This window comes from Clostridium acetobutylicum ATCC 824, from assembly GCF_000008765.1.
In the GTDB taxonomy this organism is placed as follows: Bacteria; Bacillota; Clostridia; order Clostridiales; family Clostridiaceae; genus Clostridium_S; species Clostridium_S acetobutylicum.
Genome location: NC_001988.2, coordinates 1 through 13,354, shown reverse-complemented (window position 1 = coordinate 13,354; position 13,354 = coordinate 1). Strand labels below are relative to the sequence as shown.

Annotated in this window: 10 protein-coding genes; 2 read left to right on the top strand and 8 right to left on the bottom strand. The window is 30.6% G+C overall.

The annotated features are described in order from the left end of the window. Positions 1 to 6: 6 nt before the first annotated feature. From CA_RS19275 to CA_RS19260, 4 genes are all read right to left on the bottom strand, one after another. Positions 7 to 339 (bottom strand): bacteriocin immunity protein, encoded by a 333-nt coding sequence (locus CA_RS19275; RefSeq protein ID WP_010890697.1) that lies wholly within the window; start codon positions 337 to 339, stop codon positions 7 to 9. Between the two features lie 138 nt (positions 340 to 477). Beyond that, positions 478 to 663, bottom strand: coding sequence for a hypothetical protein (locus CA_RS19270; protein ID WP_043943646.1), 186 nt, complete (start codon positions 661 to 663; stop codon positions 478 to 480). Between the two features lie 142 nt (positions 664 to 805). Continuing rightward, positions 806 to 2,215: a glycoside hydrolase family 1 protein gene (locus CA_RS19265; protein ID WP_010890696.1), complete on the bottom strand. Its 1,410-nt coding sequence runs from the start codon at positions 2,213 to 2,215 to the stop codon at positions 806 to 808. A gap of 45 nt (positions 2,216 to 2,260) precedes the next feature. After that, positions 2,261 to 3,334: a response regulator gene (locus CA_RS19260; RefSeq protein WP_014519094.1), complete on the bottom strand. Its 1,074-nt coding sequence runs from the start codon at positions 3,332 to 3,334 to the stop codon at positions 2,261 to 2,263. Positions 3,335 to 4,154: 820 nt separating this feature from the next. Here CA_RS19260 and CA_RS19255 point away from each other — a divergent pair. Both CA_RS19255 and CA_RS19250 read left to right on the top strand, forming a co-directional pair. After that, positions 4,155 to 4,868, top strand: a complete 714-nt coding sequence (locus CA_RS19255) for a GntR family transcriptional regulator (RefSeq protein WP_010890692.1) — start codon at positions 4,155 to 4,157, stop codon at positions 4,866 to 4,868. A gap of 113 nt (positions 4,869 to 4,981) precedes the next feature. Beyond that, positions 4,982 to 5,296 (top strand): bacteriocin immunity protein, encoded by a 315-nt coding sequence (locus tag CA_RS19250; RefSeq protein WP_010890691.1) that lies wholly within the window; start codon positions 4,982 to 4,984, stop codon positions 5,294 to 5,296. A gap of 127 nt (positions 5,297 to 5,423) precedes the next feature. Here CA_RS19250 and CA_RS19245 read toward each other — a convergent pair whose 3' ends face one another. The 4 genes from CA_RS19245 to CA_RS19230 all read right to left on the bottom strand — a co-directional run bounded on the left by CA_RS19245 (position 5,424) and on the right by CA_RS19230 (position 13,312). Then, entirely contained in the window at positions 5,424 to 6,275 is an 852-nt protein-coding gene (locus tag CA_RS19245) for a C1 family peptidase (protein ID WP_014519092.1), read from the bottom strand. Between the two features lie 399 nt (positions 6,276 to 6,674). After that, positions 6,675 to 9,248 carry an Ig-like domain-containing protein gene (locus CA_RS19240; RefSeq protein WP_010890689.1) on the bottom strand — a complete coding sequence of 858 codons (2,574 nt, stop codon included), beginning with the start codon at positions 9,246 to 9,248 and terminating at the stop codon, positions 6,675 to 6,677. 162 nt (positions 9,249 to 9,410) lie between these two features. Beyond that, a complete protein-coding gene (locus CA_RS19235) occupies positions 9,411 to 11,996 on the bottom strand; it encodes an Ig-like domain-containing protein (RefSeq protein ID WP_010890688.1) in 2,586 nt (861 codons plus the stop codon). Between the two features lie 560 nt (positions 11,997 to 12,556). After that, positions 12,557 to 13,312: an SDR family NAD(P)-dependent oxidoreductase gene (locus CA_RS19230; protein ID WP_010890687.1), complete on the bottom strand. Its 756-nt coding sequence runs from the start codon at positions 13,310 to 13,312 to the stop codon at positions 12,557 to 12,559. Positions 13,313 to 13,354: the final 42 nt, after the last annotated feature.

Genomic DNA, 13,354 nt, shown 5'->3' with positions numbered 1-13,354 from the left:
TAAAAATTAATTACTGGGCCACATATTTGAAATATTCAAATTATTCATTTCTCCCCAAATGCCTTTCGAATGTGAGAAATGGTCTATTTCCTTTAAAGCAGCAGCTTCTTCTTCATTTAATTTTACTTTTTCTACAAGACACATTGTGCAAGTGTTTTGAAATACTGATCGTGCCTCCATTTGTGGTGTTTGACTTCCCTTTGCAACGCGTTCAATCGCACGATTTAAAATGTCTATAACTTTAGAATATCCATTATTTTGTGAACTCTTTTCCAAAATCAAACTTTTAAAAGTATTAAATAGGCTAATTGCTGTTTCTTCATCTTTTTTCTTTTTCATTTGCTATTTTCCCCCTTATAAAAATTAACTTTACAGTACAAAGTTTTCCACTATTGACATTTCCTTTACTGGAAAGTATAGCTCAATATCTACCAAAGGTCAATGCAGAAAAAAATTGTATTTGTAAAATTAATAAAACTAAAGCCTTCCACCAAATATCTTTGTAAATATAAATTCAAAAGCAAAAAATAGAACAAAAAATACAATTGCTAAAATAATAGATGCCCCAAAACCTTTTGCCTTCCCAAATACATTTATTGCTATAACAAAAACAATAGTTGAAATCAAACTAGAAATCAATGATAACTTCAAATCTTTTTTCATAGGTTTATATTCCTCCAATAAAAGCTTAATACTTTTAATATTATTTTATCTTAATATATTTATACCACACAATCACAAATAAGTCTTAAAAAATAAAGTATTGATGTAAAACCCATAAGGCTCTACATCAATACTCTATTTTTTATAAGTTATTCCCATTCTCTTCTATAACCTTCTTGTACCAATAAAAACTATCTTTTTTATATCTCTTTAAATCCTTCAAATCGAATTCATCACGATTTACATATATAAAGCCATACCTTTTAGTGACTCCTTGATGTGTTGAAACAAGATCAATTGCACTCCATGGAGAATACCCAAATACCTTCACACCATCTGTAATAGCTTCTTTTATTTCATGCAAATGTTTCTTATAGTATTCAATTCTATAATCATCATGAACTGTTCCATCCTCCAACTTATCAAAAGCTCCAAGACCATTTTCAGTTACTATAATTGGAAGATTATACCTATCATATACTTCTCTTAAAGTTATTCTAAAACCAACAGGATCTATTTCCCACCCAAATTCCGTCTTTTCAAGATTAGGATTTTGGACTCCTTCAAATACTCCTGCTTCAAAAACTGCTAATTGTTGATCTCCACTTGAATCTTGTACCTTTTTAGCATCATTATTTGCTTTAACTGTAGCTGTATTATAGTAATTAAAAGCTATAAAATCTGGTTTTGCATTTCTTAATATCTCCATGTCTCCTTCTTCTATTTTTGGCACAGCATCTATTTCCTCAAGGTATGACCACGCTGTTGAATTATACCTTCCAAAAACGGCCATATCAAGATAAAGCCAATTTCTTATAGCTGTAAAATTCTGTGCAGCAAGGTAATCTTCTGGCTTTGAGGATGCTGGATATATTGAAGCTATATTAGGCGCAGGACCTATTTTAGAATTAGGACAAAGTTTATGGCATAATTCCATAGCTTTTGCCTGTGCAACTAACATGTTGTGGTTTTGCTGATATAATTCCTTCCATATATTTATACCAGAACCTTTAGACGTACCAATAGCAGCTCCATGAAGAATCATCATGTTCTGCTCATTAATAGTTAAGAAATACTTTACCTTCGAGCCGTATTGTTCAAACAAAATCTTACTAAATTTTAAAAATGCATCAATAGTAGTTCTATTATTCCAACCACCTTTTTTCTCCAATTCAAAAGGAAGATCAAAATGATACATAGTTACAATTGGCTCTATGTTATAACTCAAACAAGCATCAATTAATTTATGATAGAATTGTACACCCTTTGTATTTATCTTTCCATCACCATCTGGAATTATTCGGGTCCAAGAAATTGAAAACCTATAGGCTTTAAGTCCCATTTCTCCTAAAAAAGCAATATCCTCCTCAAAATGGTGATAATGATCGCTGGCAACCTTAAAATCACTTGTTCCTTCTGGAAGTGAAGTTTTTGCATCCTGCACCGACATCCCTTTTCCGTCCTCATTCCATGCACCTTCAACCTGATACGCACTAGTTGATGCACTCCAAAGAAAATCTTTTGGAAAATCCTTTAGTTTGCTATGTCTCATTATTACATACCTCCATATTTACATAGTATTTAAAAAGTTTAATTTCTAGCTTTTTATCCATTCATAAATTTTACAATCAACGTTTATGCCAAGCTCTTTTCTTAACTTTCTTTTATAAAAATTGTAATGCTTTATAGCTTCAATTTCATCGCCAACTAACATTAAAAGCCTTATTAACTCTTTATTAAAGCTCTCATTTAGTTCATCCACCTTAAGTCCAATTCTTATAAGTTCAATTGCCTCATTAAAATTCCTACTCTTTTTACACTCTTTTGCTTTTATAAAAATAAGCTTTAAATACACGCTTTCAAAATACTTATTTTTATCTTCTGCCCAATCGAAATAATTTTCCTTAAAATAACCATCTTCAATAATTTTTATGCTTTCTCCAACCTCATCTATAGTTAAATTTCGCCTACTTATAGTCCTGATTTTACTAATAACCTCCCAAACATCACACTTAATTTTGCTTACATCAACTTTATAAAATCCATCAGAACAAATAAAAACCTCTTGAGCATTAAGCCTTGAAAGTGCTTTTTTTATATTGTACACAGTTGTATGAAGATTTACAGTAGCTTTAGTAGTATCAAAATTCCTCCATAACATATATATTATCTTATTTGTATTTATAGCCTTTCCTTTTTGATCTATCAATAATGCAAATAATTCTTCAGCCTTCTTTGTTATCCATTTAGCTATAGTACCTTGTCTATTTTGTACTGTAAATTTACCAAAACAGCTAACCTTTATATCCCAGCTCTCCTCACTTTTACTTTCATTGTTAGGCTTAAGTTTTAAAATAACTTTATTAAGCTTTTCCTTGGTTACAGGCTTAATAAGATACTGCATATTAGAATCACTTGAGTATTTTGTATATGCAGTAATAAAAATAATCTTTACCTTATCATTTATTTCACGTGCTTTAGCTACAAACTCCACTACCTGCATTTCAATATTTATAAATATAATATCTACCTTTATTTTCTCTAATTCTAAAAGAGCTTCTTCTTCACTATTAACCCTTGCTTTTATGTTAAATTCACTATTTTCTTTAAGTATATTATACAAATTATTTGCGGATAATACTTCATTATCTACTATAATTGCACTAATCATTCCCATATCCCTCCACCATTTGAATAGTATCAATTATAGCAAACCATACATTATATTACAATTTTCCATAAAGCTTCTAATATGCCAATTGATAAACAAAACCCATACCTTCTTCTTTCTAAAAAATAAAAGGATAACTTTTCTCCATTTTACCTCAAAAAAATTTAAAATTTAATATTTTTCGATATAATGAAATGAATATCTTTTAGTCTAGTATATATTACTTTTCCCAATTTCAAGTAATATAAAATAAGCTTAAAAATTTACTTTATCAAATTCTATAGGTATCTTAACAAGTACATCTAGAAGACTATTACATAATTCAATTACCCCAGGGTTACATACTAGGGTTAAATATTAATACCAGCCCTAATATGTAATATGAATATTTAGTACGTATTTTTAATATTAATACAAAAAGTAATATTAAGCTTTATTTCTATAACAAAAAACCATTGTATTTTAATGCATAAATATTCATATTTATTCTGGATTTGCTATTACTAATTTTCCTAGTCATTCTTTTAATCTGGGAAATAATAATTCCTTTATTAACAGGTGGTCAGAACTTCTTTAAACAAAAGTTAAATTTAGTAGTTAGAGGTAGTATTAAAATATTAATCCCCAATCCTTATGGTTTAATTTTCTTCAAAGTAAAAAAGCTTTTGATTCACTATTTGATGAAGCCTCTAAAAACATAAAAAAAGAATTATCTAATGATGGTTTACATTTGACAGAAACAGGCTATAATAGGTATACTGAAATAATAAAGCCAATAATACTAAGAGAATATACAAATTATAAATCGAGGTGAAAAAAAATGAAACTTGATTTCAGCAGCGGAGCTAAACCTCTCTGGAGTCAAATGGCAAACATAATAAAAAAAAGGATAGAGGATGGAGAATACGAAATAGGCTGTACTCTTCCTTCTGAAATGAGCTTTGCAGATGAATTTAACGTATCTAGAATAACTGTCAGACAAGCTCTTAATAGACTTATGACAGATGGATATATACTAAGGCAAAGGGGTAAAGGTACTATCGTAAAAAGGGACAAAACAAGCTTTTCTACAAGAATGCAATCTTCTTTTAAGCAGCTTCAAGACGAATACGATAAGACCACAAAAACCCTTATAAGTGTAAACAACGTTAAAGCAAGTGAGGACGTAGCAGAAGTGTTTGACATTAATCCGGGTGATAATGTTATAATGTTAGAACGTTCAGTGGAATCTAAAGGAAAAATAATAACAATATACCACAATTATATAAGCCCTAAGGTTGGTGCATCATTAAAGGACGATTTTACAGGTTCCTTTTATAAGTATTTGGAAATGAAGGGCTTTTATATAACTTCAGCTAAGGAAGTAATATCTGCTAAAATATCTACCGCCAAGGATAAAGAAGTATTTGGTTTTAGTAATGATAGAGCAATGCTTCTTAAAACCAAATATGGATATTCAGATGGTGTTCCTGTCGAAATAACCTATGGAACCTACATTGCAGATGATTACAATATTGTTATAGAACTTGTGTAGTACAAAGGGTTAGGGTTAATATTAATTATTAACCCTAACCCTTTGTACTAGTATAGACCCTATAATATTAATATTTACATTACATTGGTTTTTATATATAATTTGCCTTAAAGGTGGTGATATTAATTAATAGCTCTAAAGATTTAGTACATTCTTTATATAACAGTATTTCACAATCAAAAAAAAGCAATTTTGATGATATTAAAGAGGTATTATTAAAAGTTTATGTAAAGCTAGATTCATCTGATGAAAAAAATATTCCTTTGATAAATAGATTAATTAAATACATATATTTTACAGCTTATACAGAAAGACTACATTTTTCATCTAACGAAGAAAATATTATAAAAGAGTTATCTGAAATAGGTAAATATGCTGGTTTAAATGGTGTATATCGTTCAGATTATGGAGATAAATCTCAATTTTAAATGAACTAGCCAATTGAATTACTCTGCTAGGGATAATAAGTATCATATAATTAAAAAACCATGTGAGGAGATATTTTATAGAAATATCTCCTCACACAGTTTTTAATTATATTGCTAACCTAATACACTAATCCTGTAAAACATATGCATCTGAATTTTCTTGTTGAAGTACCTTGTAGCTAATCCAGCCATATCCGTTTATTCCCCAGTTTGTACCCCAAGAGTTTATTATTTTAACAGCTTGTTTACTATCATCATAACCAACTACGCAAAGGGCATGTCCACCTCTATCATCACCTGATATAACATCAAAAACAGGGTTGCTTGGTGAAATATTATCAAAATCAGGATAAACATCTATTCCTATAACAACAGGAGTTCCTTTTGCTAATTCCTGTTTTATTTCTGAATAATTTCCACTATCAAGTTGCTGCCAATCAGTAGCTTTATATTGAGCTGCATGTTCTCTTTGTACTGCTGTTGGTTGAGTTTCCCATCCATAATCTGAACCATCATATGGCATATCAGTTATTGATGTATCTCCTTGTTCTTCAATAAGATTGAAAGCATCACTAAACTGGCTTCCACCACCATCAGCAGAATTATCTGAATGTATTTGACTGTAGATGTATGAAGGACTGAAGAAATGGCTTGGAACATTTACTCCCCAATTTCTATTCTGATTCTCTTCATATGTCTTAGCATAAGTCGTCGCAAATGTAACACAGCTTCCTAATGATCCTTGATCCTTAACACTTGGAAATCTGCTTGATAAATCTACAGATCGTGCTAATTTAGTTGCACCAAATATTTTAGGAGCCTTCTTCATTCCTTTAATATTTTCATGAAGAGTTCTAAGTCCAAGTGGATGTAAAGCTTTTGTTTTTGCCTGTGCACTAAAAGCTGTAGTTGGCAGTAATATTGAACTTATAGTAAATGTACACATTAATAATTTTGTAGTAATTGTTTTAATTTTCATAAAATACACCTTCTCTTTTATTTTTTTACATTTATAGAATTGCAATACTATTATGTAAATAATTATACTTACATCTTGTGATAAAATCAATTTCAATTTTTATTAAAAAAAGGTTATATTTTGCTAAAATACTAATGTTTTTAATGCTTTTCTTGATAAATTAGCAACTTGCATTTTTTTATTTTTTGTGTTTTAAAAACTTTTGTTTTTATTAGTTATAGGCTTTAATCCTTGTATTTACATGCCTTGCACATATTAATCTTTTTGTCAAAATAGTTAAATCTCCTTGTGTTTTTTCAAAAATCAATTAATAATTGAGTAAATTCATTATTTACTTTATGTGATTTTAACTTAATAAAAAGAGGCTGCAAAACCAAAAATAGTTTTGCAGCCTTCTTTTTAAAACATTAATTTTATTAAATTGCTTCCATCAAGATTCATCTTATACCAAATATTATTACTGTCATTATAGTAGATATAATTTTCGAATATATCAATAAAATTATCTGTAATATTATTTACAATAAGTTTTGAATTTCCACCATTTAGATCTGTTCTATAAAGATTATTGGAATCTTTATAGAATAAATAATTACTATAACTAGTTACATAATAATCAGATACTGTTAATATTTTAGTATTTGTAAGTGACTGTAAATCAACCTTATGGAGATAGTCATCATCATATGCTTCATAATATAAACATCCATTATTTATAAAATAGCTGCTGTTCCAAGTAATGCCAATCACTTTTTTATTTTTATAGGTTCCATCTAAAACTAACTTGTTAATAGAAAAATCATTAGCATCAAGGTAGTAAATAGCTCCATTATACAAATACATTTTACGTATATCTCCACTTGCTATTTGCACTTTATTTTGTCCATTAGTATCTACCTTATATATTGAAGAACCACTTAAATAGTATATTGATCCATTATAATAATTAATACTTGCTGATGGATCATCATTCAAGGTTTTCATATTTCCACTTGAATCTACACTTGAAAGCTTACCATTATAATTAGTGTAAACCACATTTGAGTCATATGAATCTCCTGAAATTGAATAAAACTCGCTGTTATCAACTGCAGCCTTAGGATAATGCCATTTATCTTTATCAATGGTATGATCCGCAAACATTTGCCTGTCTGACAAATTAAAGTATTCATGGCTTATACTTAAGGAAGTATCGTCTCCATATACAGGATCATCCCACGTAGTATCAACCTGATAGTAATTTCCATCATCTAATTTAACAATATTCCATGCATGATCAAGCTTAAAGTCCTCTATTATGTCTGTTGGAATTCCTACTAAATTACACATCATCTTAAAAGCTTCTGCGTAACCTTGACATACAGCTCTATGATTTATAAGTGCCCCATAGGCAGTGTATATATCATCAGAAACATTATCGCTTGTAAAAACAGCCGTTTCGTACTGAGTATTAGTTACTATATAATCATGGATTGCAAGCTCCTTTTGAACCTGCGTCATACCAGGCTGTACTATTGTGTTTAAGACAGTTTTAGCCTTTTCTAGTGCTTGATTATCTTTTGAATCAGTGCTGTTTACAACAATACTGCAGTTAGCTGTTTTACTTCCATCCTCTGTTGTTGCTGTTATCACTGCATTTCCACCAGAAACTGCCGTTATCTTTCCAGTGCTATCTACTGTAGCCACATAATTATCAGAAGAAGTCCACTTAATATTTTTATTAGTAGCATCCGTTGGATTAAAAACTGCACTTAATTGATCTGTTTGTCCTACATTTAATTCATCTGAATTTTTATTTAAAGTTATAGATTGAACAGCTATCTTCTTAACTATCCTTATCTTTAATGCTTCAACCCTGTATCCCTTTCCATCAGTTCCTGCTTCAGCTCCGTCACTAACCCAATTCTGCCACCCTACATTTTGCACATGCGCTTGATATTGAACTGTATAATCTGGCATGTTTACAAGTTTTATTTGTAGTGCTTCAACTCTAAGACCTTTGCCGTCAGTTCCTGCCTCAGTTCCATCACTAACCCAATTCTGCCAGCCTACATTTTGTACATGCGCTCTGTATGTAATTTGTGCTCCTGCTGGCGCATTTAAAAGCTTAATTTTTAAGGCTTCAATCCTAAGTCCTTGACCATCAGTTCCTGCTTCAACACCATCACTAAACCAGTTTTGCCACCCTACATTCTGTACGTGTGTTGTATATGAAATTTGCAAATCGCCAGGGTTAACAGTAACACTGCAATTAGCTGTTTTACTTCCATCCTCTGTAGTTGCTGTAATTATTGAAGTTCCCTGCTTAAGCGCCGTAATTTTGCCACTAGAATCTACAGAAGCTATGCTTGCATCAGAAGATGTCCAACTTAAATTTTTATTAGTAGCATCTGTTGGATTAAAGGCTGCACTTAATTGATCTGTCTGTCCCACCTTTAATTCATCTGAGGCTTTATTTAATGTTATTGCTTGAACGGCTACCTTTTTAACTATCTTTATTCTCAAGGCTTCAACCCTATATCCTTTGCCGTCTGTTCCAGCTTCAGCTCCATCACTAACCCAATTCTGCCAGCCTATATTTTGTACATGTGCCTGATATTGAACTGTATAATCTGGCATATTTACAAGTTTTATCTTAAGAGCTTCTACTCTAAGACCTTTTCCATCAGTTCCTGCCTCAGCTCCGTCATTAACCCAGTCTTGCCAGCCTACATTTTGTACATGTGCGCTATAGGAAATTTGTGCTCCTACTGGTGCATTTACAAGCTTAATTTTTAAGGCTTCAATCCTAAGTCCTTGACCATTAGTTCCTGCCTCAACACCATCACTAAACCAGTTTTGCCACCCTACATTTTGTACATGCGTCTCATAGGAAACTCCTACTTCGTTAGTATCTGCTTTAAAATCGCCGCCTGAATATGAGATTACAAGCATAAATATTAGGACAATAGTTAATAATACATTCTTCTTCATTTAAGTCCTCCATGAAACTTATTTATTTTTTAATTATATCGTTTTCTTATGGCACTATCTTTATATAAAAATGCATGAAAAAGCATATTTATATAAATGTCCTACATACCAATACAATTAATTATATATAAATATTAAAAAGATTGGGTTTCCCCAATCTTTTTAAATTAGTAAATTAGTTAAGTTGCTTCCATCAAGATCCATCTTATACCATGTGATATCATCATTACTATAATATATATAATTCATATATATTTGCATCCATTGTGTAATATTACTTGATATAAGTTTTATATTATCACCATTTAAATCGGCTCTATAAAGCTTATTAGAATCCTTATAATATATATAATCCTTATAATTTGTAACATTGTAATCGGATACTTTTAATATCTCTTGATCAGATAGAGTACTTAAATTAATTTTATGGAGACCTAAATGATCATTAGCTTCATAATATAAGTATCCATCATTTATGAAATAATTAGCACTCCAAGTATATGCTAATATGCTATTATCATTGTTATTATATTTCCAATCTATTTTAACCCTGTGAATAGCCCAGTCATTATCTCCAAGATAATAAATATCTCCATTATATATATACATTTTAGAAGCATTTCTTGCTATTTGTACTTTACTTTGACCGTTGGTATCTATTCTATATATTGAATCATTACTTATATAATATATGAGTCCATTGTAATAAATAATATTTCTTGCATCATCATTAGCTATAACCTTAACATTACCCTCTGAATCAACTCCCGAAAGCTTTCCCGCATAGCTTGTATAAACCATATTACTATCGTATGAATCATCTGTGATTGAATAAAATTCTTTATTATCAATTGCCGCTTTTGGATAACCCTTTGAATCCCATTCGCCCTTATTAATAGAATGATCTGCAAGCATTTGCTTATCAGATAAATTAAAGTATCTATGGCTTACATCTGATTTATTTTCATCAAAATATATAGGATCATCCCACGTAGTATCTACTTCATAATAATTTCCATCATCTAATCTAACAATATTCCATTCATGATTAATATTATAATCAACTACAGTGTTTGCAGGAATATCTTCTATATTGCACATTAGCTTAAAAGCTTCTGCATACCCTGCACATACAGCTTCATGATTTATAAGCACACCATAGGCCGTATAAACACTATAAGGTACATCATATGTATGAAATATATCCTTATCATATTTTGTATTAGCTACTATATAATCATGGATTACAAGTTCCTTTTGAACCTGTGTCATATCCGGTTTTATTATATGAGCTAAAATATCTTTTGCTTTTTCTAATGCCTGAGTATCTTCCTTATTACTACTATTTACAATAATTTTACAAGAAACGGTCTTATTTCCGTCCTCCGTAGCTGCAGTTATCACAGCAGTTCCAATGGAAAGTGCCTTAATATTTCCATTATCATCTACGCTTGCAACATATTCATTAGAAGAAGTCCATTTGATATTTTTGTTAGTAGCATCAATTGGTGAAATTGTTGCAACTAAACTATACACATCTCCAATATTTAAACTTGCATCAGCTTTTTGTAAAGTTATAGCCTGCACATGCACTTTTTTCACAAGCCTTACTCTTAAAGCTTCAATCCTAAGTCCTTTTCCAGCTTCCCCAGCTTCAATTCCGTCAGAAACCCAATTTTGCCAGCCTACATTTTGCACATAAGCTTGATACTGAATAGTGTATTCAGGCATATTTATAAGTTTTATATCTAGTGCTTCAATTCTAAAGCCTTTTCCTTCTGTTCCTGCCTCAGCTCCATTACTAGACCAATCCTGCCAACCTATATTTTGTACATATGTTCTATAGGTAATTTGTGCCCCTGAAGGCGCATTTACAAGATTCATTTTTAAAGCTTCAATTCTAAGCCCTTTTCCTTCTGTCCCTGACTCGTTCCCATCGTAAACCCAATCTTGCCAACCTATATTCTGTACGTGCGTTTCGTAGGTTACTCCTAAATCTCCAGAATTTACAGTAATCTTGCAGGAACTAGCTTTAGCTCCATCGGGAGATACTACTGTAATTATCGCAGTTCCCTTTTTAAGTGCTGCAATTTTACCACTAGAATCCACAGATACTATACTTGAATCTGAAGATGTCCAACTTAAATTTTTGTTATCAACATTTACAGGACTAACATTGGCATTTAATATGTCAGTTTGACCAACCTTTAACATATCAGAAGTTTTATCCAAACTAATAGCCTGAACAGCTGTTTTTTTAACTATTTTTATCCTTAATGCCTCAACTCTAAGTCCTTTTCCATCTGTTCCTGCCTCAGCTCCGTCACTAACCCAATTCTGCCAACCTACATTTTGTACATGTACCTGATATTGTACAGAATATTCAGGCATATTTACAAGCTTTATCTCTAGTGCTTCAACTCTTAACCCTAATCCGTCTGTACCGGTTTCCGTGCCATCATTAACCCAATTTTGCCAACCTATGTTCTGTACATGAGTTCTATAGGTAATTTGCGCTCCTACTGGTGCATTTATAAGCTTTACTTTTAACGCTTCAACTCTAAGAGCCTGTCCGTCTGTTCCTGCCTCCGCGCCATCATTAACCCAATTCTGCCAACCTATATTTTGTACGTGTGCTTCATAGGAAATTGCTGCATTATTAGAATCGGCTTTTAAAGTACTACCTGAATAAAATAATATAAATACAAGTGCAAGGACAATACTCAAAACTACATTCTTTTTCTTCATATTGAGCCCTCCATGAAACTTTATTTAATTTTAAATGGTGCTTATAAAAAACATGTGATATTCGTTCGTCATTAACCATTACAACACCCATGCTAAATTCTCACCATTATCTTGTATTTACCCATTTATACCGATTCTAATTTGCTTTTGTAATAAAACGTATTCATTATTTTTTAACTAATGTTCCTTTTTTATTAGAAAAGCTCCTTACACTTTATTAAATATAATACCATGCTTCTAAGATATCATTTTTCTTTGACTCTTACAACTTTAATTCATACAGATTTTCTATAAAAAATCACTTCATTATTCAACATAATCAATAATTCTAAGTTTTTTGAGAATTTATAAAAAACAATGTTTACACTGTCCAATAATGACAATACCTCAATGTGTTCGTTTACTTTTTTTGATTTTATCATTTTCTTCTCTTTTTTTATTCAACATTTTAAAGAATAATATTAGTATTAAGTATTAGGGTTATAATAAGTACTAAACCCTAATACCTAATACTAATATTTAAAGTAACCTTATATACAGTTATAGATTACATTTACCTTTTAAGCATAATCAAAAATTGGATTTTGTAGTGTGAACTTAAAACTGTTTCTATCTACCTTACCAACGATATAATCATTATCATATAATTTAATTAAAAACTCTGCCATTTGTTTTGATGTGTGATATTTATGAAATTTCTCTTGATAATCATATTCTTTTACATCACTTGCTACTTTACCAAATTCTGTTTCAGTTGCTGCTGGTGCCAATACCTTCGCTTTTAAATTAGATTTAGCCTCTATAAGTTCCCTAGCTAATCCTTCTGTAAACGAACTTACAAAAAATTTGGTTGCACAGTATATAACAGCATTTGGTACAATTGTGTATCCTCCTGCGGATGAAATATTTATAAGCTGTGTACCTTCAATTTTCTCATAGTCACGTACAAATAATGATGATAAAATCACTAATGCTTCTATATTTAAGCTAAGCATAGACTCAACCTTTTCTAAATTTTGATTATTTACTTTGCTATAATCGCCAAACCCAGCGTTATTTACTAAAGTTTCAATATTATAATTTTTAAGCTCATCATATAAACTATATACATTAGATGTAATTGACAAATCAATACTTTTAACTATTACCTTTAATGATCTATTATAATGTAAGATTTCCTTTTTTAACTCTTCTAATTTTTCTCTTCTTCTAGCAATAATAATTAAATTTTTTCCTCTTTTTGCAAATGCCTTTGCAGCCTCATATCCTATCCCTGAACTTGCTCCTGTAATAACAGTATATTTATATTCTTTCATTTTAAATACCTCCTAAATATGCTATAATTGCATTATACAATC

Excerpts from the sequence above, each read along its gene's own strand:
- CA_RS19275 (WP_010890697.1), bottom strand. The coding sequence starts at position 339 with ATGAAAAAGAAAAAAGATGAAGAAACAGCAATTAGCCTATTTAATACT.
- CA_RS19270 (WP_043943646.1), bottom strand. The coding sequence starts at position 663 with ATGAAAAAAGATTTGAAGTTATCATTGATTTCTAGTTTGATTTCAACT.
- CA_RS19265 (WP_010890696.1), bottom strand. The coding sequence starts at position 2,215 with ATGAGACATAGCAAACTAAAGGATTTTCCAAAAGATTTTCTTTGGAGT.
- CA_RS19260 (WP_014519094.1), bottom strand. The coding sequence starts at position 3,334 with ATGATTAGTGCAATTATAGTAGATAATGAAGTATTATCCGCAAATAAT.
- CA_RS19255 (WP_010890692.1), top strand. The coding sequence starts at position 4,155 with ATGAAACTTGATTTCAGCAGCGGAGCTAAACCTCTCTGGAGTCAAATG.
- CA_RS19245 (WP_014519092.1), bottom strand. The coding sequence starts at position 6,275 with ATGAAAATTAAAACAATTACTACAAAATTATTAATGTGTACATTTACT.
- CA_RS19240 (WP_010890689.1), bottom strand. The coding sequence starts at position 9,248 with ATGAAGAAGAATGTATTATTAACTATTGTCCTAATATTTATGCTTGTA.
- CA_RS19235 (WP_010890688.1), bottom strand. The coding sequence starts at position 11,996 with ATGAAGAAAAAGAATGTAGTTTTGAGTATTGTCCTTGCACTTGTATTT.
- CA_RS19230 (WP_010890687.1), bottom strand. The coding sequence starts at position 13,312 with ATGAAAGAATATAAATATACTGTTATTACAGGAGCAAGTTCAGGGATA.